At 67.8% G+C, this 20,853-nt stretch carries 18 protein-coding genes; 9 read left to right on the forward strand and 9 right to left on the reverse strand.

All coding sequences use genetic code 11. From position 1 onward, the window contains the following. Position 1: 1 nt before the first annotated feature. Complete coding sequence (locus Q368_RS0113515; RefSeq protein ID WP_029459587.1) at positions 2-1,354, reverse strand: MBOAT family O-acyltransferase; 1,353 nt, start codon at positions 1,352-1,354, stop codon at positions 2-4. A 170-nt stretch (positions 1,355-1,524) separates the two neighbouring features. Here Q368_RS0113515 and Q368_RS0113520 point away from each other — a divergent pair, with 170 nt between their 5' ends. Then, positions 1,525-3,684 (forward strand): SpoIIE family protein phosphatase, encoded by a 2,160-nt coding sequence (locus tag Q368_RS0113520; protein WP_245611345.1) that lies wholly within the window; start codon positions 1,525-1,527, stop codon positions 3,682-3,684. 61 nt (positions 3,685-3,745) lie between these two features. Here the strand turns inward: Q368_RS0113520 and Q368_RS0113525 are convergent, their stop codons facing one another. Together Q368_RS0113525 and Q368_RS0113530 are read right to left on the reverse strand one after the other, a co-directional pair. Next, the gene (locus tag Q368_RS0113525; RefSeq protein WP_029459589.1) at positions 3,746-4,606 is read right to left on the reverse strand and encodes a class I fructose-bisphosphate aldolase; all 861 of its coding nucleotides are present in this window, start codon (positions 4,604-4,606) and stop codon (positions 3,746-3,748) included. Between the two features lie 24 nt (positions 4,607-4,630). Further along, positions 4,631-5,995 carry an RsmB/NOP family class I SAM-dependent RNA methyltransferase gene (locus tag Q368_RS0113530; protein WP_084158797.1) on the reverse strand — a complete coding sequence of 455 codons (1,365 nt, stop codon included), beginning with the start codon at positions 5,993-5,995 and terminating at the stop codon, positions 4,631-4,633. A 116-nt stretch (positions 5,996-6,111) separates the two neighbouring features. Here Q368_RS0113530 and Q368_RS0113535 point away from each other — a divergent pair, with 116 nt between their 5' ends. Next, a complete protein-coding gene (locus Q368_RS0113535) occupies positions 6,112-6,765 on the forward strand; it encodes a DedA family protein (RefSeq protein WP_029459591.1) in 654 nt (217 codons plus the stop codon). A gap of 178 nt (positions 6,766-6,943) precedes the next feature. Here the strand turns inward: Q368_RS0113535 and Q368_RS0113540 are convergent, their stop codons facing one another. Further along, positions 6,944-7,345, reverse strand: a complete 402-nt coding sequence (locus tag Q368_RS0113540) for a lysozyme inhibitor LprI family protein (protein ID WP_029459592.1) — start codon at positions 7,343-7,345, stop codon at positions 6,944-6,946. A 130-nt stretch (positions 7,346-7,475) separates the two neighbouring features. Between Q368_RS0113540 and Q368_RS0113545 the strand changes: the two genes are divergently transcribed. Further along, positions 7,476-7,919 (forward strand): hypothetical protein, encoded by a 444-nt coding sequence (locus Q368_RS0113545; RefSeq protein WP_029459593.1) that lies wholly within the window; start codon positions 7,476-7,478, stop codon positions 7,917-7,919. Here Q368_RS0113545 and Q368_RS0113550 read toward each other — a convergent pair. The 4 genes from Q368_RS0113550 to Q368_RS0113565 all read right to left on the reverse strand — a co-directional run bounded on the left by Q368_RS0113550 (position 7,916) and on the right by Q368_RS0113565 (position 13,163). Further along, positions 7,916-8,701 carry a lytic transglycosylase domain-containing protein gene (locus Q368_RS0113550; protein ID WP_029459594.1) on the reverse strand — a complete coding sequence of 262 codons (786 nt, stop codon included), beginning with the start codon at positions 8,699-8,701 and terminating at the stop codon, positions 7,916-7,918. The two genes, Q368_RS0113545 and Q368_RS0113550, sit on opposite strands and share 4 nt — an antisense overlap. Before the next feature lie 63 nt (positions 8,702-8,764). Next, a complete protein-coding gene (locus Q368_RS0113555) occupies positions 8,765-10,408 on the reverse strand; it encodes an FmdE family protein (RefSeq protein WP_029459595.1) in 1,644 nt (547 codons plus the stop codon). 48 nt (positions 10,409-10,456) lie between these two features. Continuing rightward, positions 10,457-10,936, reverse strand: coding sequence for a MarR family winged helix-turn-helix transcriptional regulator (locus Q368_RS0113560; protein WP_245611346.1), 480 nt, complete (start codon positions 10,934-10,936; stop codon positions 10,457-10,459). Positions 10,937-11,075: 139 nt separating this feature from the next. Then, positions 11,076-13,163 carry a molybdopterin-dependent oxidoreductase gene (locus tag Q368_RS0113565; RefSeq protein ID WP_029459597.1) on the reverse strand — a complete coding sequence of 696 codons (2,088 nt, stop codon included), beginning with the start codon at positions 13,161-13,163 and terminating at the stop codon, positions 11,076-11,078. Positions 13,164-13,421: 258 nt separating this feature from the next. Between Q368_RS0113565 and Q368_RS0113570 the strand changes: the two genes are divergently transcribed. After that, positions 13,422-14,015 (forward strand): 4Fe-4S binding protein, encoded by a 594-nt coding sequence (locus tag Q368_RS0113570; RefSeq protein ID WP_029459598.1) that lies wholly within the window; start codon positions 13,422-13,424, stop codon positions 14,013-14,015. Further along, positions 14,012-14,518, forward strand: a complete 507-nt coding sequence (locus Q368_RS0113575; protein WP_029459599.1) for a 4Fe-4S dicluster domain-containing protein — start codon at positions 14,012-14,014, stop codon at positions 14,516-14,518. The genes Q368_RS0113570 and Q368_RS0113575 overlap by 4 nt, the downstream gene beginning before the upstream one ends. 150 nt (positions 14,519-14,668) lie before the next feature. Here Q368_RS0113575 and Q368_RS0113580 read toward each other — a convergent pair whose 3' ends face one another. Next, positions 14,669-15,262 carry a hypothetical protein gene (locus Q368_RS0113580; protein ID WP_043785965.1) on the reverse strand — a complete coding sequence of 198 codons (594 nt, stop codon included), beginning with the start codon at positions 15,260-15,262 and terminating at the stop codon, positions 14,669-14,671. A 646-nt stretch (positions 15,263-15,908) separates the two neighbouring features. Here Q368_RS0113580 and Q368_RS0113585 point away from each other — a divergent pair. The 4 genes from Q368_RS0113585 to Q368_RS0113600 all read left to right on the forward strand — a co-directional run bounded on the left by Q368_RS0113585 (position 15,909) and on the right by Q368_RS0113600 (position 20,852). Continuing rightward, positions 15,909-17,060: a sulfite exporter TauE/SafE family protein gene (locus tag Q368_RS0113585; protein ID WP_029459601.1), complete on the forward strand. Its 1,152-nt coding sequence runs from the start codon at positions 15,909-15,911 to the stop codon at positions 17,058-17,060. A gap of 131 nt (positions 17,061-17,191) precedes the next feature. Further along, on the forward strand, positions 17,192-17,755 hold the full coding sequence (locus Q368_RS0113590; protein ID WP_043785969.1) for a hypothetical protein: 564 nt from the start codon (positions 17,192-17,194) through the stop codon (positions 17,753-17,755). A 107-nt stretch (positions 17,756-17,862) separates the two neighbouring features. Continuing rightward, positions 17,863-18,798 (forward strand): phosphate/phosphite/phosphonate ABC transporter substrate-binding protein, encoded by a 936-nt coding sequence (locus Q368_RS0113595; RefSeq protein WP_029459603.1) that lies wholly within the window; start codon positions 17,863-17,865, stop codon positions 18,796-18,798. Next, positions 18,795-20,852, forward strand: a complete 2,058-nt coding sequence (locus Q368_RS0113600) for an ATP-binding protein (protein WP_029459604.1) — start codon at positions 18,795-18,797, stop codon at positions 20,850-20,852. Before Q368_RS0113595 ends, Q368_RS0113600 begins: the two co-directional genes overlap by 4 nt. Position 20,853: the final 1 nt, after the last annotated feature.

A 20,853-nucleotide genomic window follows, 5' to 3' on the forward strand; every position in this document is an offset into this window, starting at 1 on the left:
GCTAGAACCTCGCGTAGATAAAGGGCGCATAGCCGCCGGCGGCCACGGCCATGGCCGAGGCCGCCAACAGGCCGGCCAGGGCGGCCAGCCGGCCCCAGCACGAAACGGCTGCCTCGGCCCGGCCGAAACGGCGGCAAAAGCCCGCCCACAGCCCCCCGAGCGGCATGGCGAAGACCACGGCCGCAGCCAACGCGGCCAGGCGCTGGCGGGTGGCCACGGTCATCCAGGCATAGTCGAACCCCGCGGTCTGGAAGGAAAAAAGAGCCTTGAAATAGGCCGCGGACACGGCGAAATCCGAGGCCCGGAAGAGCACCCAGCCAAGCAGTACGGCCGCCAGCAGATAACCGTGGCGCACGGCGGCCGGTGCGCGGTCGAGCAACACGCCGAGGCGCGTGCGCTCCAGGGAGAGAAACACGCCGTGCCACAGGCCCCAGACCAGGAAATTGAGGCTGGCCCCGTGCCAGACGCCGCACAGGGCAAAGACGATGAGGAGGTTCGCCTGCACGCGCCAGGGCGCCACGCGCCCGCCGCCGAGAGGAATGTAGAGGTAGTCGCGAAACCAGGTGGACAGCGAGATGTGCCAGCGCCGCCAGAACTCGCGCACGCTCCTCGAAATGTAGGGATGGTCGAAGTTCTCGGGCAGCCGCGCGCCGAACATGCGCCCGATGCCCACGGCCATGTCCGTGTAACCGGAAAAATCGTAGTAGAGCTGGCCGGCGTAGCAGACGAGCCCGAGCCAGGCCGTGGCCATGTCAAGGCCGGCGGCGCGGCCGAAGGCGTCGTCGGCCACGGGCGCCAGGGCCCCGGCGACCAGGGTCTTTTTGGCCAGACCGACCGCCAGCCGCCAGCCGCCTTCCCGGAAATCCTCCAAGCGCGGACGCGGCGCGGCAAGCTCCGGCAAAAGCGGCCCGAACCGGGCGATGGGGCCGGCCGTGATCTTGGGGAAAAAGACCATGGCGGTCGCGAAGCGCAAGCCGTTCGCATCAGGGGCGATCTGGCCGCGACTGACGTCGACGAGATAGGCGATGGCCGCAAAGGTGAAAAACGACACGCCGAGAGGCGCGGTGGTCGCGGCGTACTTGTAGAACGCGAGCAAGGCGATGTTGGCGGCAACGCCCAAGGCCAGCCAGCGCCGCCGCGCCGCGCCCTGCGCGCCGCCGATAAAGCGGCCGAGCACATAGTTGCCGCACGTCGCCCCGACCAGGGCCGGCAACCCCGGGGCATCGGCCAGAAAAAAATAAGCCAGGCTTTCCGCCAGCAGCACGCCGCAACGCAGCCGCAGCGGGGCCACGTAAAAAAGCACCAGCGCCGCCGGCAGGAAGGCGTACAGAAAAAGGGGCGAATCCGGTATCATTCCCCCTCCTTGCAGGAAATCATGCCAGGGGGTTTACCCGCAGCCCGTCAAAATGCAAGCTGCCCAGGGCGCGAACGGGCCGCCGGCTTCCCATCGGCCCCACGCCCGACCCGGGCAAACCGTCCGCGACCAAGGCATGCCGCCCCTTGCCCCAAAGGAGCCCAACGACTATGGAAACGGAACCCCACCACGGCGTCTCCGCCGGCTCCGAGGCGACATCCATGCGCATCCGTTCGAAATTTCTCATTTTCCTGTTGGCGATGGTCATCATTCCCCTGTGCGCCCTGGGGCTCTACGCCTGGCGGCAGACCGGCGAGCTCGGCCGGGAACTGGCCCAGGCAGCGGCCATGGCCCTGGAAAAAAACGCCTCCAAGGAACTCGAGCAGACCGCGGACATGCTGAGCGAAGCCAGCGCCGACACCCTGGACCTGCTCGAAACCTCCCTGTCGCTGACCGTGCGCGAAGGCGTGCAACTGCTGCAGGCCCCTCCCGGCGCGCTGCCCGCCGGCCCCGTGATCCTGGCCAAGGAATACGACAACCCGTCTTTTCCTCCGGAACTGCTCACGGACCTGCCCGGCACGGACGTGCGCGCCACGTACGACGGCCTGGCCTTCCACCTGGCCCCGGGTCTCACCCCCGAGGCGGCAGCGCCGCAGATGCGCGCGCTATCCGGCATGCTGCCCTTTTACAACACGCTGTTTAAGCGCCACAAAAAGCTCATGCTCTTCGGCTACGTGGGCCTCGCCTCCGGCCTGCACTGCGCCTATCCCGGCCACGGCGGCTATCCCCCCGACTACGACCCCAGACGCCGGCCCTGGTACCAGAACGCCGCCACATCCCAGGGCATCACCTGGGACATCATGACCGACGCCATCACGCGGCAGGTTCTGGCCACCATGGCCCTGGCCCTGCGCAACAAGGACGGCAAGGTGCTCGGCGTCGCCGGCTGCGACATCCCCATGAGCGCGCTTTTCCCGGAATCCGACCTGTCGCGGACCTGGACCGACCGCATGCGGTCCATGGTGGTGTCCTTCAACCGCCGCGATGCGCAGGGACATCCGGAACTGACCGTGGTCGCCAGCCGCGACTATGACCAGAAATCCCTGGACTGGACCGCGCCGGTGGAACTCGAGCGCATCACGTCCCCGGACGGCGAGGCCGTCCAGGCGGTCATCGACGCGCTTTCGGCCGGCAAGACGGGCGTGCGGCGGCTCACCTACCGCGGCCAGGACACGCTGTTCGCGTTCGCGCCCCTGCGCGCCAAGGAGCTGGCCGTGGTGCTGGCCGCGCCGCGCGACGTCGTGGTGGCGGACGCGCGCCGGGCCGGGGATCGCGTGCTCGGCGCGGTTTCGACCATGCTCGGGCATATCGGCTGGTTCGTGGCCGCGGCCGTGGTCGTCGTGGCCGCGATCTCGCTGCCGGCCTCGGGCACCATCGCGCGCCCGGTCATGGAACTCGCGGCCGCGGCGCGAAAGCTCGCCACGGGGGATTTTTCCGCCCGCGTCACGCCGTGCGGCAAGGACGAAATCGGGGAGCTCGCCCGCTCGTTCAACGACATGGCCCCGCAGCTGCTCGAGCGGGTCAAACTCAAAAACGACATGGCGCTGGCCATGGAGGTGCAGCAGAACCTGCTGCCGGGACGCCCGCCGACCGTCACCGGCCTGGACGTATCGGCGCTGAGCCTCTACTGCGACGAAACGGGCGGGGACTATTTCGATTTCCTGGAATTTTCCCAGGATGACGCCGCCCATGCCGACGTGGTGGTCGGCGACGTGACCGGGCACGGCGTATCCGCGGCGCTTTTCATGGCCACGGGGCGGGCGCTTTTGCGCGGCCGCGCCATGGACCGGCCGGGGCCGGCCGCGCTTTTAACCGAGGTCAACAACCTGTTGTGCCAGGACACGCAGATGACGGGCCGGTTCATCACGCTCTTTTTCCTGCGCCTGGACCTCGCGGCCAAGGAAATGCTCTGGTGCCGCGCCGGGCACGATCCGGGCATCCTCTACGACCCGGCCACGGACCGCTTCGACCAGCTCATGGGGCCGGGCATCCCGCTCGGGGCCATGACCGGCTGGGAATACGAGGAGCTGCGCCGGCCGTGGTTCACCCCGGGCCAGGTGCTGGTGCTCTACACCGACGGCATCCACGAGGCGCGCGGGCAAAGCGACGGCATGTACGGCAAGGAGCGCATGGAGGAGATCATCCGCCGCGAGGCGGCCGGCCCGGCCTCGGCCATCGTCAACGCCCTGGTGGCGGACCTGCGCGAATTCAAGGCCGGCGCGCACCTGGAAGACGACGTGACCCTCGTGGTCATCAAGGCGACGGCGTAGCGCGGACATGAAAAAGGCCGGGAATCCCGGCCTTTTCTTTTTCTTCAGAAAACCTTGCGCCTCAGTCCCCGGCGACGTCCCCCTCCCCCTCGGCCTGGTCAGCTTCGGCCGCCGCCTGGGCGGCGCGGCTGGCGGCAAGCGCCGCCTCGGCCGCTTCGAGTTCCTCGCGGCCGTGCACGAGTTCCACGATGCGGCGCATGGCCTCGCGCGGGTTCGGATTCTGGAAGACGTTGCGGCCGATGCACGTGCCCGCCGCGCCCGCATTCAGGGCGTCGGCGACCATGGCCGCGAAGCTCTTGAAATCCGCCCGCGACGGCCCGCCCGTGACCACCACCGGCGCGGACGAACCGGCGACGGCCCGGGAAAAGCTGCGCGCGTCCCCGGAATAGGGCACGCCCGTCACGTCGGCGCCGAGTTCCGCGCCGAGGCGTATGCAGTGGTTGATCAGGCTCGGGTCGTTTTCGTTGACCACCCGCTCGCCCTTGGGGGCAATAAGCGCCAGCACCGGAACGCCCAGGCCATGCGCCTCGTCCACGATGGCCCCGAGGTCCGCGAGCATCCTGTCCTCGAGCTCGTTGGCGATATTGACCATGACCGCCACCATGTCCGCGCCGATGCGCAGCGCCTCGGCCGCGCCGCACATGAGGCTGCGGGCATAGGGCGGCAGGCAGTGGCGCGTGCCGCCGGAAAGCTGGGCCACGGCCGTGGCGAAAAGCGGCACGTCGGGCAGATGCGCCCGCAGCGCCCCCTTGTTGAGCACGATGCCCTGGATGGGAAATTCGCCGACCATGGCGACAAGGCTCGCCAGTTCCTCCAGGCCGCTTAACATCCCCTCCATGACGCCGTGGTCCAGGGGGGCGATGACGGTCCTGCCCGTGCGGGGGTGAAAAAGCCTTGCCAGTTTGCGGTCGCTGCCGTGCATGCATCCTCCGAATCGCGAGATCGATTACCTGTCCGACCACAGGAGCCGCGCCCCCTTGCGGGAAGCGAACCCCAGGGGCAGGCCGCGAAAAAAAAGTCCCGGCCGCGCCGGCAGCGCGGCCGCCGGCAGGCTTTGCCCGGCCAGGAGTGCCTCGATACGGGAAAGCGCGTCCTCGTTCAACCCCGCTCCTTCGCGCCACGGCGCAAGGAGCGCCCGGGCCCGGGCATGGGGCCGGAACACCCCGGCCCGGAACGTGCCCAGCGCATGCCCCTGGTAGCGCAGCCCTTCCGGCAGCCCGGCCGCAGCGGCATGGATGAAAAACACCTTGTCGCCGAACACCCGGGCCTCGCCGGGCGGCAGGCCCGCCGGATCGCAGCCGGCGGCGACGAGATTTTTCTCTTCAAGGGGCACGCCGGGAAAGCCGCGCCCGGCGTCGGACGAAACCGCGCCAGCGGTCTTGACGAAAAGGGCCATGTAAAAGCCCTGCGCCGCCGACGCCTGGCTGTCCACGCGCAAAACCCCCGACACGTCCGCGCGGGCCGGGGCCTCGAACACGAATCCGGCCGGAGGATCGAGCGGCACGGGGGCCAGGGGCAGTTCGTCCAGGGCGAAGCGCGTCTGGTCCTCGTTTTCCGCCACGTTGGTCGTGCAGGTGGAGTAGAGAAGCCGCCCGCCCGGGGCGAGCAGCCGCGCCGCCGTGGCGAGCAGCTTGCGCTGGAGCGCGACCAGGGGCGCGACCTTGTCGCCGGCCCAGATCTTCGCCGCCTGGGGATTCTTGTCCAGGGTGCCCCAGCCGCTGCACGGCGGATCGAGCAGGATATGGCTGAAAAACCCTTCCGGGAAATACGGCTCCAGGTCCGTGGTCGCGCAGGTGGCGGCATTGGCGAGGCTTTCGCGGAAAAGCGTCTGGCGCAGCGTCGCGAGCCGGTCCGGCGACGGTTCGTTGCCGAGCACGAAGCCCTCTTTCCCCACGAGCTGGGCGAGAAAGCCGGTCTTGCCGCCGGGCGCGGCGCACATGTCGAGCACCCGCGCCCCGGGCGGCGGGTCGAGCAGCAGCGGCGGCAGCATGGACGAGCGGTCCTGGATGTGGATGTAGCCGAAGCGCGCGGCGAGCGAACTCCCGAGCGGCACGGGCTCGGCCACGACCTTGCGGCACCACGGGGAAAAGGGCTCGGGCGCGAAGGTGTGGCCCGTGGCGGCGAGCAGGTCCTCGACGCGTTCGCGGTCCCCGGGCGCGCAGACCAGGCGGAAGGAACGCCCGCCGGCCCGCGCGGCCGCATCGGGTGATGCGGGCGACTCGGGCGCAGCGGCAGCGGCGGAACCGGGAACGTCAGACAGGACGTGCGTGTCACGGGCATCGGGACGGCGTTGTGCGGGGCGCGGCGGCATGCCCGAACCTACAGCGGCGCGGCGGCGTTGAAAAGCCCCGCCGGGGGCCTGTCCCCTTGCAAAAGTCCCGCCCGCCGCCTATGCAGGGTCCGCCAAACACGCGCAAAGGAGCCACCATGGATTTTCACGCGCATCTGATCGATTTCGTACTGCACGTCGACAAATATTTAAACGCCCTCGCCGCGCAGTACGGCGTCTGGACCTACCTGATCCTGTTCGCGATCATCTTTTGCGAGACAGGGCTCGTGGTCACGCCGTTCCTGCCCGGCGATTCGCTGCTCTTCGCCACGGGCGCACTGTGCGGCGGCGGCGTGCTCGACCCCAACCTCATCTTCATCCTGCTCGTTTCCGCGGCGTTTCTCGGCGACAATGTCAACTACTGGATCGGCAGGCGCGTGGGACCGGCGGTGTTCGAGCGCGAAAAGACGCGCTTTTTCAAGAAGGAATACCTGATGCGCGCCCACGCCTTCTACGAGCGCCACGGCGGCAAGACCGTGATCATCGCCCGGTTCGTGCCCATCGTGCGCACGTTCTCGCCGTTCGTGGCCGGCATCGCCCACATGACCTACGCCAAGTTCCTGGCCTACAGCGTGACCGGCGCGGTCGTCTGGGTGGGCATCTTCGTCTACGCCGGCTACTTTTTCGGCAACATGCCGTTTATCAAACGCAATTTCAGCGTGGTCATCGTGGCGATCATCATCATCTCGGTGCTGCCCGGGGTGATCGAATACCTGCGCCACCGCCGCGCCGCCGCCAAGGTCGAGGAATAGAGAGAGGGAGAGGGAGGAGGGGGAAGAGAGAGGGGGAGAATGCCTCCGGCGGCCAGGAGGGGCCGAGGACCCCTCCTGGACCACCCCGAAAGGGAGGAGCCCAGTGCGCCATGCGATGCGGCACGACGCAGGTATGTCCCGCCACACGCTTTCGCGAAGAGGCGGTTGGCCCGCCGCTTCAGCGCACGGGGTAGCTGCCGGAACAGCCGTCGCCCTCGGCAATGCCGTCGCGCCAGCGCTTGAGCGCCTCCGTGCGCTGCCTGGTCAGCGCCACGACCTCCGTGCAATAGCAGTAGTTGTACATCGATCCGTATTCCATCTGGACGTCCTCGGCCGGATAGCGCGCGGCCATCTCGGCATCGCGAAACGCCACCCAGGCGCGCTGCGCCGCGCGAAACTTGGCCGTGAAACGCTTGTCCCCGGCATTTTGCCGCAAGACGGCCTGATAGACCGCGTTGAGTTCGCGATCGGCCGCGGCGGAACCGGCGCATGCCTGCGCGTTGATTTCGGCCTGGGACTGGGCCCGCGCAACAGCTGCGACTGCAAGCAGCAGCAGGACGCACAGGACGCTCACGCGCATAAGGCCTCCGCTTCGCCGGGGCGAATCGCCCCGGATTACTGTTGACGCCGTGGCCGGCTGCGGGCCATCAGGGAGAAAGAACGCCCCGGCCGACAAGGCATCCACAGGCGAAACACGCGCAGGAGCAGAAGTGGACAGCGCGCCCTCCCCTCCCCCGCCATCGCGCGCGGCCCGCCTCCTCTGGGCCACGGCCGTCGTCGCCGGCTACCCGCCGGCATTCCTTTTCGCCTACCTGCTCGATTTCGGCCTGCCCTACGGCACGATCCCCCTGGAGACCAACGTCGTCATGCCGGTTTTCCCGGTCCTGGCGGCCCTGCTGGCGGCTATCGCCCTTGCGCGCTACCGGCTGTGGCGGGCGCTGCGCCGCCGGTTTCGCCACGACGACGGCAAGGACGCCTGGCTCCGTTTCCGCCTGGCCCACAAGCCTGCCGCGCTGTGCCTGCCGCTGACGCTCCCCTTGTGCTTCGCGCCCATGGAAGGCAACGCCTTCGGCTTCCTCGTCCTCCCGACGCTGCTCCTGCTGACGCTCACGATCGGCGTCTGGGTCCAGCGCCGGCTCTGGCGGCGGGGCTAATCGGCCCTGCCCTTTCCCTTCTTTTTCGCCTTGGCCGCGACGACATTCTTCTTGGGCGCAAGGCCGGGATGGTCTGCCTTGAGCATGGCGTAGCGGGTCAGGATGCGCGAGACGTAGTTGCGCGTCTCGGGGATGTTCGGGATGCCGCCGCAGCGGGCCACGGTCTCGGGGCCGGCGTTGTAGGCGGCCAGCGCCAGGGAAAGGTCGCCGAAGCGGCTGAGGAGCGATTGCAAAAACTTCGCCCCGGTGGCCACGTTGCGCTCGGGGTCGAAGGGGTTGGCCACGCCGTAGGTGGCCTGGGTCGCGGGCATGAGCTGCATGAGCCCGGCCGCGCCCTTGGGCGAGACGGCGCAGGCGGAAAAGCGCGATTCCTGCTCGATGACCGCATAGAGCAGTTCCGGCTCGAGGCCCGTAGCCCGGCTCTTGTCGCGCACGATATCAAGCAGCGGCCCGGATTCGATCACGGCGGGATAGCCGCCCGGGCCAAGCGGCGCCGTGCCCATGCGCACGTAGGACCGGGTGGCCTCGAGAATCCAGCCGTCCTTGCGGTCCTTGGACACCGCGCCGAGGTCGCTGATGCGCTTCTTGATGGCCGCAAAGCCCATTTTCGGGTCCTTGGGGCCTTCAAAAAGCAGCACGTACTTGTCGTCGAGGGGCTCTTCGCTCAGATGCACGAGGCCGTAATCGTCCTCGTAGCCGTAGAGCGTATACGCGCCCGCATGAAGCGGGAAAAGGAAAACGGCCCCGCCGAGGAGCAGGGCCGTGAGATGCGGATGCCGCATTGTGCCTCCAGCCGGCTTGGCCATCCTCACATAGGACGGTGCGACCGGCCGGTCAAGGGCCGGCTATTTGCCGAAGGGACACTTGGGATACGTGCAGGCGCGGCACGAGAGGCACATCGCGCCCTCGGCCAAGCCGGCGAGTTCCCGGCGGGTGATCGCGACCCCGGCCAGCACCCGGGGCAGCAGCAGGTCGAAGCTCGTGGTGCGGTGGAAAAGCGCGCACGCGGGCACGCCGATGACGTCCACGCCGCCGATGCGCCCGACGAGCGCCATGGCCCCGGGCAGCACGGGCATGCCGTGCACGGCGTCGGTGAGACCGGCGTCGTCGAGGCCCGCGCGGGTGACGTCGTCGGGGTCCACGGAAAGCCCCGCCGTGGTGACGATGAGATCCGCGCCGGCGGCAAGGAGCCGGCGCACGCCTTCGGCCACGGCGGCCCGGTCGTCCGGGACGGTGACCGCGGCCACGACCGAGCCGCCGAGCGCCTCGACCTTGGCGCGCACCACCGGCTCGAACTTGTCCTCGATGAGCCCCGAATGGATTTCCGTGCCCGTGACCAGCACGCCGGTGCGCGGCTGGCGCAACGGCCGCACCACGAAAAGCGGGCCCTCGGCCAGCACGTGCATGGCCGCGTCGAACACCCGGCGCGGCAGGTAGAGCGGAATGGCGCGGCAGCCGGCCACGGGCTTGCCGGCCTCGACCACGAGGCTGTCCTGGCGGCTGGCGCACATGACGCCTTCGATCATGTTGAATTTCGTAAGCCGCGCCTTGTCGAGGGTGAAAAAGCCGTCTGCGGCGGCGAGCAGTTCCACCTTGCCCTCGCGCGGCGGGCCGGAGGTGACGAGCCCGGGACCGCACATGGCCTCGGCAAAGGCCAGGGCGGCCTCGTTTTCATGCACGAACGCGCCGCCCGGTTCGGACAGGTCCTCCACGTAGACGCGGTTCTTGCCCATGGTCTGCAGGCGGCAGACGTCGCCGGCGGTGATGTCCGCGCCGGCGGTCACGGCCACGCCCTTGGACGTGCCGGGCTCGATGCGGGTCATGTCGTGCAGGGCGCGGCGGCCGGCGGCCTCGCCCACGGGCATGGCGCGCAGCTTCGGGGAATCGCCCTCGCGCAGGTACGGGGCCTCGCCGGCGCAGCCGCGGCAGATGGCGCCGTCGGCCTTGGGATAGCCCTCGCCGCACACCGGGCACACGCCGATGGCCCCCATGTGGGGCTTGGCCACGAAATCCGGGCGCACCTTCACCTTGGCCACGAGGCACAGGTCGCGGCCGCCGGATTTGATCTCGGCGAAAAGCCGCGCGCGGTCCTGCTCCTTTTTCGGCTTGGTCTTGAGATACCAGGCGTGGATCTCGGGCCAGGCCTTCAAATGTTCGGGATCGAGCCAGACGCGGTAGCCTTCGCCCGTGAACTTGTCGTAGAGCGAAAGCGCGTAACGGCCGAGGTTGCGCACCCGCATCCAGCCGTTGCCGTAGCTTGGCGGAGTGAGGATCTGCACGGCATCGGGCAGGCATTTATTGGTTTCCACAACGGCGTCGAAGAGCGTGCCCTCGGGCAGAAACGCCCGGGCCGCATCGACCATGAAGCCGCCGATGATCAGCCCCGGCGCGGGATTGCCGTGGAAGGCGGCGGCGACTTCGAGAAATTCCTCGAAGGAATAGGGCCCGATGGAGCTGTCGGCCGCCATCAGTTCAGTCACATTTGACATAACGACCCCTGGGACGCGTCCCCTGATACGGGACGCGGACGTGCGATGCTACGAAACGTTGGCGTAGACGCGGTTGAGCAGGCTTTTGAGGGTCTCGACCTCTTGCTTGGACAGGCCGCGGCAGGCCTGCTGGTAGCACTCCGTGCCGAGGGCGAGGAGCCGGGGCTCGAGAGCGCGTCCGGCGTCGGTGAGCACGATGTGGTGGCTGCGCCGGTCCCTGGGATCGGGTTCCCGGGCGACGAGCCCCTTGTCTTCGAGAATCTTGAGCAGCCGCGTGACGTTGGGCTTGTCCTTGTCCGCGCGCCGGGCCAGCTCCACGGGCGTCTGCCCGTCGGCTTCCCACAGCAGGTTCAGGATGCCCCACTGGTCCACGGTAATGTCCTCGCCGGCTTCCTGCAAAATGACGTTGCCGAGCAGGCGCAGCTTGAGCGCCGTGCGCACGAGCAGGAAGCCCAGCGACTGGCGCAGGGGATAGGGACGCAGGTCCTCGGAGGTGGGCGGCGTGCTTTCCATGAGGATTATGTTCATAACAACAAAAGAACCGCGGGTCAACGGACTTTATGAATTTTCGTGACCCTCGCATGGTGGCTCCGTTACGGTTTCCCACAAGGGCGAAACGCCGGCAACCCTGTGCATTGCTGACGTTTCGCCTGTTTTATCGGGACGATCAGGCCGGAGCCACCGTCACGAAATGCTCCTGCATGCACACGCCGCCGCCGCCCTTGTCCCAGTTGGCGATGCCGCCGGGCATGAGCTCGTTGTCGGCCGCGCCGCGTCCCCGGGCCCGGCTTTCCACGGGCAGGGTGTGCCCGAAGCCGTGGACCATGAACACGGTTTCGGGATGGATGCCCTCGGTGACTTTCGCCTTGAGCCTGCCCGCGAAGGAGCCGTTTCGCACCTCCACCAGCGCGCCGTCGGCGATGCCGCGCTTGGCGGCCTCGGCGGCGTTGATCCACAGCACGTTCTCCGGCATCTGCGCGAAAAGCAGCGGATTGTTGACGGTATGGCCCTGGGTGTGCAGCCCCACGCGGCCGAAGCTCACGCGGAAGGCCCCTTCGGGCGGCGCGGCCGGCGAGACGTAGGGCGCCAGGGAGACCACGCCGTCGGCTTCGAGCTTGGGGTTTACCATTTCGATCTTGCCCGAGGCGGTCTTGAAGGTCTTCTCATCCACGGGACGGTACAGCGGCCCGCCGAGGCCGACCATGCCCGTAGCCTCGAAGTCGGCGATGGAAAGCCCGGTGTCTTGCAGCTGGTAGGCCCAGATGTCCTCGATCCCCGCGAAATCGAGTTCCTTGATGCCCATGACCCGGGCGAGGTCGCGGTAGATCTCCCAGTCGGCGCGGGTGTCGAAACGCGGCTCAAGCGCCCGGCGGCGCACGAAAAACGACGGCGACACGCCGCTTTTGGAGGCGATCATGGATTCGCGCTCGAGGTACGGCGACATGGGCAGGACCACGTCGGAAAACCAGGCCGTGTCGGACCAGGAAAAGGTCACGGACACGAGCAGTTCGAGCTTCGCCCAACGCCGCTTGAGGTCGGCGGTGTCCGGGAAGGCCATGAGCGGGTCGTGGCGGTGTGCGATGTAGGCGCGGATGGGATAGGGTTCGCCCGACTCGATGGCCTCGTAGGCCAGGTTGACGAGTCCCGGCCCGGTATCGAAGTGGGTGCGCCCTTCCATCCAGCCCACGCCGTCCACGCGCTTGTCCCCGGGCTTGGGAAAGAGGTCCACGAGGTTCTTGAGTCCCTTCTTGCCCACGTGCGCCGGCTTGTTGACCAGCGGCAGCCCGCCCTTGGCCCCGATGGAGCCGAGCAGCGCGTTGATGACGTAGGCCGAGCGGCAGACGTTGAAGGAGTCGCCGTAGCGGGCGGTCATCCAGCCGGGGTGCCAGATGACGGCCGGCGCGGCCGCGGCCAGGGCGTCGGCCAGGGCCGCGATGCGCGAGGCCGGCACGCCCGTCTCGGCGGCGGCGAAATGCGTGTCGTAGGGCGCGACGAAGGCCTTGAGCGCATCGAGATCCTTGATCCAGGCCGCGGCAAAGGCCTTGTCGTAGAGGTCGCGGGAAAGCAGTTCGTGGATGACGGCAAGGTTGAGGGCGTAATCCGTGCCCGGGCGCACCATGAGGAAAGTGTCGGCCTTGGCCGCCGTGACCGTCGTGCGCACGTCGATGCAGGTGATCTTGGCCCCGGCGTCCTTGGCGTCGAGCAGGTCGTTGACCTCCTTGACGTTGATCGCCTCGAAGATGTTGCGCGTCTGGAGCACCACGTGCTTGCTGTTCTTGTAGTCGTAGGCCACGTCCTTTCTGCCGAAGCCGAACAGGGACAGGGCGGCGTGCTGCACGTTGCGCGCGCAGGCGGAATCATGGTTGCAGTAGTTGGGGCTGCCGAGGGCCTTCAAAAAGGCCCGGTGCATGTCGCGGAAGGGGCCGCCGCGGTCGGAGAGCAGGATGGAGCGCGCGCCGTGGGCTTCCTTGATGCGGGAAAGCTCCCCGGCCACGTAGGCCAGCGCCTCGTCCCAGGACACCTTGCGCCATTTGCCCTCGCCGCGCTCGCCGGCGCGGATCATGGGGAATTGCGGCCGTTCGTCGTCGGCAATGAGCGCCGCGCCCGCCGCGCCGCGGGCGCAAAGCGCCCCCTTGATGCCCGACGCGTGGGGGTTGCCTTGCAAATGCACGACCTTGTTGCCGGACACGGTGGCCATCATGGGGCAGCGCACCGTGCACATGCCGCAGACGCTATAGACCTTGCTGTGTTTCATGACTTGCTCCAATCGAGGCGGCGTTGCGTTTGCCGGGATGCTTTAGCATCTCACGCATTATCAAGAATTCGTGATCGGGTGCAAGGGAAAAGTGTCGTGAAATGAGGAACGTGCGAAGTGCGTAATCACGCTCTTCAAACAAGATGTTTGTGAACGCGGGAACTTGTGACCCGATCGTTGACACGGCGCGAAAAAAACCGTTTAGACTGGCTCAGGACCGCTCGCGCACGCGCGGCCAAACCCATGGAGGGCAGAATCGTGACCGTAAGCAGTCTGCTGGCCGAAGCCGCCACGGGCATCAAAAGCCTGCTCGTGGGCCTCGGCATCACCGGCAAGGCCCTGACCAAACCCGCCGTCACGGTGCTCTACCCCATGGGCGAGGTGCGAAACCTCGACACCTACCGGGGCCATGTGGAGCTCATCGGCAAGGAGGACGACCCGGCCGTGCCGCGCTGCATCGCCTGCGGCGCCTGCGTGCGCGCCTGCCCGTCGTCGTGCATCGCCGTGGGCTGTTTCGTCGGCGGCGGCGCTTCCGGCCCGGCCGGCCGCGAGGCCGAGGAAATGGCCGGCGAACTCATCGCCCGCGCCGAGGCCATGGCCCCGGCCCCGCAAAAAGGCTGCAAGACCCCCGGGGCGTTCATCCTCGATTACTCGCTGTGCAGCTTGTGCGGCCAGTGCGCCCGGGCCTGCCCCGTGGATTCGCTGCGCTTTTCCCAGCATGTCTACTACGTCGGGAGCTCCCGGGCGGATTTCCGCCTGGACCTCCTGGCGCGCCTTCGCGAGCAGGCGCTCGCCGCGCCCGCCCAACCCGCCGTCGCCGCCCCGACCGCCGACGCCAAGGAGCCCCAATGAGCAAATACATGATCCAACTCGACAAGAAGCGCTGCATCGCCTGCCACGCCTGCGAGGTGCACTGCCAGGTCAAAAACGCCGTGCCGCCCTCGGCCAAACCGGGCAAGCTCGTCACCGTGGGCCCGGACATGGTCAAGGCCAAGCCGCGGCTCCTCAATCTCTACATGTCCTGCTTCCACTGCGAACGGCCCTGGTGCGTGCCGGCCTGCCCCACCGGGGCCATGACCCGGCGCGAGGAGGACGGGGTCGTCTACGTGAAGGAAGAGCTGTGCGTGGGCTGCAAGGCCTGCATCCAGGCCTGCCCCTGGCGCATCCCGCAGTGGAACGAGGCCACGGGCAAGGTGGTCAAGTGCGACTACTGCCGCGACCGCATCGACGAAGGCCTCGACCCGGCCTGCGTCACGGGCTGCACCGCCCACGCCCTGCGCTTCGTGCGGCCGGGCAAGGACAACGTGGACGAACGCGACACCTACGGCAAACGCCTGCTGCTGCGCCAGATGTGAGGCGGGGGAAAGGAGAAGAGGGAAGATGAAGAGTTGAAGATGCCTCCGGCGGCCGGGGGGGATAATCCCCCCCGGCCCCCCTTGCTGGAGGGATGAGATAAAATTGGGACGACCCCGGGATTCGCTGCGGCGGATTCCGGGGTCGTTGCGTCAGGAGGGGGTGCGGTCGGCCGGGGGTGCGGTTTCGGAGGGCTCCTGCGACGCGCCCTCCCCTGCTGCCGGCGCGGGGGGTGTTGCGGCGGAGGCAACGCCCGCCGTGTCGTCGCCGGTTTCGACGGCTTCGGGCGCCGGCGCGGCGTCCGGCATCTGGCGCAAGATCTCCGTGGCAAGGGGCGCGGTCTGCGCATTGGCGGCAAGGGTCTTGGCCGCGCGCACCAGGATGGCGTCCGCGAATTCGCCCTTGTCCGGATAGTGCATCGCCCCCAGGAAATCGCGCACCGCGTCGAGGCTCGGGCAGGCATGCACGTATTCGTGCCGCCCGGCGATGTCTTCGCTCTCGGGATAGGAAACGGCGTAATAGACCACGAACCGGCCGGCCGCGGAAAGAAGCACGCCTAGAAGCTCCACGCGCCCGGCGGCAGGCGGCATGAGGCCGTCGGGCAGGGCGTCGCGGCGGTAGTGGGCCAGCAGACGGCCCGATACGAACACGGCCGCGCCGTTGCGGCGCAGCCGATACTTGCGCGGCTTGCCGTAGAGCTTCTCGGCAAAGTCCTTCTGTGTCTTGGGACCGAAAAAGGGGAGCATCGGCAGGTCTCCGCGATAAGGGGCTCGCCCGGACCGGGTCCGGGGCGGGCGTGGTATAGCGCGCAACCTGCCACGGGTCAAAGGGAAAACGCGGCCTACCCGGTTCGTGCGGCGCCGACGGAAATTTCGTCTTTCGGAGAGGTTGCGTCCCTTGCCATCCGCGCCCGCTTGTGCCAGAAGGAAGCCGTCCGGCCCGCAGGCCGGCGACAGGGCTTTGCCGGGGCGGCAAGGCCTTTTTTTATGGCCTGACTTTGTGAAAAAGATCACAAATTCAGGCCCCGTTTTCCGGCTCCTTGCCCCCCCTCCAGGGAAAAAATTGCGAAAAACGGAACGATTGCAGTGATTCCTTGACAATTGCAAGGCGCGATGCTCTATCCTGATCCTAAGCAGTCGCCACACCGTCACGGACGGGAGGCGCATGTCGGGTGCACTGCGTGGGAATGGCGCGTGGAGGGGAAAGACGCGCAAAAGCCTTTCACGACCGTTTCGCAGCGGTCCGTTTCCCACGACAGTGCCTGGAGTTGCGGCGGCAGGCAGGCAATGTCGCCCCGCTTCCTGGCTGGGGATGCGCGCCCGGCGTTTCTGAAAAGCCGTGCGGCGTCCCATCGCGCAATGGACGATTTCGCCGCCAAAAAAGGAGACCACCGTGAAAAACTGGAAACTGACCCTGCCCGTGGGCCTCGTCGCCCTCGCGGTGCTGGCCCTGTGGTTCGAACCGGCTTTCGCCGACAAGCTGGCCGACGCCATCGCCAAGACCCCGGTGGGCAGCGGCCCCGGACAGATCGACCCGGCCGCGCCCAAGGGCTTCCTTGGCATCCCCGGCGCGCCCGAGGTCAGCCTCGGACTGGCCTTCGGCTGGGCCGTGTGGGTCGGCTGGATCTTCTCCACGGTGGGCGCCTTCGGCGGCGTCATGGCCGGCGTCGGCCACATCTCCGTCTACGGCTACGGCGCTTACGCCAAGACCTTCAAGCAGACCGCGCCTGAGCTCAACAAGCTCGTCACCGACTCCATCCGCACCTCCAACCAGTGGCTGGTCGGCCTTTCCGCGCTGATCTCCTCGTTCAACTACTGGAAGATGGGCCGCCTCGTGCTGCCGCTCGCCGCGGCGCTCGGACTCGGTTCCATCGCAGGCAGTTGGATGTCCGTGACGCTCACCGCCGGCAAGGTGTCCTTCTCCTCCTACCAGGGCTACTTCGGCCTGTTCGTGCTCCTGCTCGGCTGCTACCTGTTCTGGGAAACCACCCCGACCGGCCAGGCAAGCAAGAAAAAGGCCAAGGCCGCGGCCAAGGCCTTCGAGGAAACCGTCAAGCGCCAGAAGAGCGGCGAAAAGATCGACACCAAGGCCCTGGGCGTCAAGGTCACGTCCCTGGGCCTCACCCGCATCACCTTCACCTTCTACGGCGTCGAATTTGGCTTCAACCCCCTGATCCCGTTCGTCGGCGGCATCGTCATCTCGGCCCTGGCCGCGTTCCTCGGCGTCGGCGGCGGCTTCCTGCTCGTGCCCTTCCTCACCAGCGTCGCCCAGCTGCCCATGTACCTGGCCGCCGGCACCTCGGCCCTGGCGGTGCTCGTCAGCATGATCACCTCCATCGCCACCTTCATGTCCGGCGGCGTGCCCCTGCACTGGCACATGATCGGCATCGAGTTGGTCGGCGTCGTGGTCGGCTCCATCATCGGCCCGCGCACCTCCAAGTATATCCCGGACATCTGGCTCAAGCGCCTGTTCATCGTCCTGGCCCTGTACGTGGGCATCGACTATGTCCTGCGCGGCTTTTTCAACTTCCGGATTTTCGGTTAACGGAAAAAAGCCCTTCCCAAACGGCGGCCCCGGGCCTTGCGCCCGGGGCCTTTTTTGCGACTTCCGGCCGCCTTCGCTTTCCCGCGAAGCTGGTGTAGACCCTCTTCCAACGCCACGAAACGAGGGACCGCGTGAACGAACTGCTCGACGCCGTGCTCATCTTTCCTTTTCGCCTGCCCGGGTCCGCCGTGGCCGGCTTCTACCTGGGCACGCTGCTGCTTGCCCTGGGCTGCCTGCTGCTCGGCCGTCTCAGCTACGACCTCGTGTGGCTGTTCAACCGCAGCCATTACGCCAAGGAAGAAGGCGAGATGACGCGCATGCACAACCTGTCTGTGGCCGCCATCGAGGCCGGGGACAAGGTCGCGTACAAGGCCGCCAACAAGGAGGCCAACGAGGCTTTCGGCAAGTCCTTTTTCGCGGGCGCGGCGCTTTTTTCCGTCTCCGTCTGGCCGGTACCGTTCGCCCTGGCCTGGCTGGCCACACGCTTCGACGGCGTGGACGTGCCGGTCTTCCCCGGCCATGCCGTACGTTACAACGCCGTGTTCCTGGGCTTCTACATCCTGCTGCGCCTGGCCATGTGGCCGCTTTGGCAAAAGATTCCCGTGCTCGGCCGCGTCGAGCGCAAACGCCGCGAGATGGCCGCACGCCGCGCCAAACTGCGTCCCTGGACCGACCTCGGCAAACCCGGGGCCTGAGCCGCCCGGCGGCGGCCCGGCTCGCGCGCAAGGGCGCGAGCCGCGTCCGACCCTTTCCAGCCGTCGCGAAACCGCGTATTCTTCCCCGACTGACGGGAGGAATCTGCATGCGGCGACGTGACGTCCTGCGGGCCTTGCTGGCCCTGCCAGCCCTGCTGGCCGGCTGCGGCGACGACGAGGACGCCGTGCGCGTCAATCTGTCGCGCCGCGAGGAGCCGACCTTGCGCGTGCCGCCGCGCGCCGTCACCTACGCCTACCTCCCCCAGTACGCCCACACCGTCTCCTACGAGCGCCACCGCCTGCTGCTCGAGTACCTCGGCAGGGCCACCGGCCTCTCCCTGCGCCAGATCTTCCCCGACACCTTCGAGGAGCACGTGCGCATGGTCGAGCGCGGCGAAATCGACATCTCCTATTCCAACCCCTTCGCCTACATCCGCATGGCCCGCTCCGGCGCGCGCGCCTTCGCCCGCATCATCGAGCCCTCGGGCAAGCCGGATTTCCGCAGCCAGATCATCTGCCGCCGTGACAACCCGGAGCTCAAAACCATCGCCGACTGCCGGGGCAAACGCTGGATGGCCGTGGACCCGTCCTCGGCCGGCGGCTACCTCTACGCGCTCGGCGAATTCCTCGACCACGGCATCCGCCGCCGCGACTTCGCCGAAGTGAGCTTCGCCCCGGGGCCGGGCGGCAAGCAGGAAAAGGTGGTGCTCGCCGTGTTCGCCGGCACCTGCGACGTGGGCTCCATCCGTGACGGCGCCCTCGACATCCTGCGCGGCAAGATCGACATCGGCCAGATCCGCGTCCTGGCCGAGAGCAAGGCCTATCCCGGCTGGGTCTACGCCGCCCGGGCCGGGCTCGCCCCGGACGTGGTCGAGCGGATCTCCCACGCCATGTTCGCCCTGTCCATGAAGCGCCCCGACGACGCCGTCATCCTCCAGACCGCCGGCATGCGCGGCATCATCCCGGCCACGGACGCCGATTACGCGCCGGTGCGCGAACTGGCCGAGAAGCTCGACCTCGTCGCGGCGGAGAATACGGAATGATCCGGCTGCCGCGTCTTTCCCGCCTGAGCTTTCGCACCAAGATCAACTGCGGCATCGTGCTCATCGTCGGGCTCATCAGCATCCCCCTGGCCTACCTCACGTGGCGGGCCGCGGCGGAATCACTGCAAGCCGAGACGCGCAAGCGCGGCCTCGTGCTGTCGGAAAACCTGGCCATGCGCGTGTCCGACGCCATGCTCTCCATGGACCTGCTGCGCCTGAAAAACATGGTGGACGAGCTTAAGAAAGTGGATGACATCGTCTACGCCTTCATCCTCGACCGCGACGGCAACGTGCTGGTCCACACCTTCAAGGGCGGCTTTCCCGTGGAGCTGCGCACGGCCAACGCGCCCAAGGCCGGCAGGCCGCACATCCAGCTCCTCGACACAGGCCGGGAGTTCATCGACGACTTCGCCGCGCCCGTGGTCATCGTGGGCACGCCCTTCGGCACGGCGCGCATCGGGCTTTCGCGCACCAAGGCCGAGGCCGCTGCCGACAGCCTGGCGCTGATGATCGTCTTCTATTCCGCCGCGGCCATGATCATCGCCCTGGCCCCTTCGACGCTCTTCGCCCGGCGCGTCACCGAGCGCATCAACAGGCTGCGCGCCCACGCCGAGGAGGTGGTCAAGGGCAACCTGGACCAGCGGGCCGGGCCGCGCGCGCTTTTCGCCTGCTCCGCCATCCTTTCCTGCGACAAGACGGCCTGTCCGGCCCACGGCGACCGCGACCGCCGCTGCTGGCTCACGGCCTCGCCCAACCAGCGCGACGGCGGGCCGGAGTCCTGCCAGGGCTGCCCGGTCTACAGCGAACAGAAAGGCGACGAGATCCAGGATCTCGCCGAAACCTTCGACGTCATGGCCGTGTCGCTCAAGACACACCTCGACGAGCTGCGCCGGGCCGAACGCGTGCTCTCGCGCCAGGAGCGCCAGCTGCGCACCATCCTCGACGCCAACCCGGACCTTGTCTGCCTGCTCGACGAAAACCTCGCCTATCTCGCCGTCAACAAGGCCTTCGCCGCCTTCGTCGGCCGCGACCCCCACGACATCGTGGGCGCCAGCGACCGCGACGTCTTTCCCGAGGACGAAGGCGCGGCCATGCACGACGAGAACGCCCTTGTCCTCGGCGCGTCCCGCCCGAGCGACCGCGAGGTCTCCCTGCGCCGCGGCGGGGCCACCACCTGGCTGCACGTGGTGCGCGTGCCCATCGCCGATTCCAAGGGCCGGGCCATCGGCATCCTGCGCACGGCCCGCGACGTGACCCAGCTCAAGCAGTTCCAGGAACAGCTCATCCAGTCCCAGAAGATGGAATCGCTCGGGAAACTCGCCGGCGGCGTGGCCCACGAGATCAACACGCCTCTTGGCGTCATCCTCGGCTACTCCCAGCTCCTGCAGGAAGACGTGCCCGCCGACAGCCAGATCCGCTGCGATTTGCAAACCATCGAGAAACAGGCCAAGGTCTGCCGGAAAATCGTGGCCGACTTGCTCGGGTTTTCCCGCCAGGCCGAAAGCGCCAAGATCGAAATGTGTTTCAACAACTCGCTGATGGAGGCCGTCACCCTGGTGCGCCACGCCTTTTCCCTGGAGCGGACCGAAATCGCCACGGACCTCGACGAACGCATGCCCATCATCTACGGCGACCCGGAAAAGCTCAAACAGGTCTGGATCAACCTGCTCTCCAACGCCCGCGACGCCATGGGCGCGCGCGGCGGGGCGCTGCTCGTGCGCTCGCGCCTGTTTGCCGCCCAGCAGAAGGTCACGGCCTGGTTCGCCGACACCGGCCCCGGCATCGCCCCGGAAAACCAGTCCCGCATCTTCGACCCCTTCTTCACCACCAAGCCCGTGGGCCAGGGCACCGGCCTCGGGCTCTCCGTCTCCTTCGGCATCATCAAGGACCACGGCGGTTCGATCACGGTCCAAAGCCCCGTGCCCCCGGGATTTTTCGACGACATGAACCTGGGCGAAGCGCCCGGGCCCGGAACCGTCTTCGTCGTGGACCTGCCCCTCGATCACGAAGAAACCCTCGGTGTCTGCCTGGGCGCCGAGCCCGCGGAGCAATAAA

Origin of the sequence: Solidesulfovibrio alcoholivorans DSM 5433, assembly GCF_000702665.1 — a bacterium.
Classification (GTDB): domain Bacteria; phylum Desulfobacterota; class Desulfovibrionia; order Desulfovibrionales; family Desulfovibrionaceae; genus Solidesulfovibrio; species Solidesulfovibrio alcoholivorans.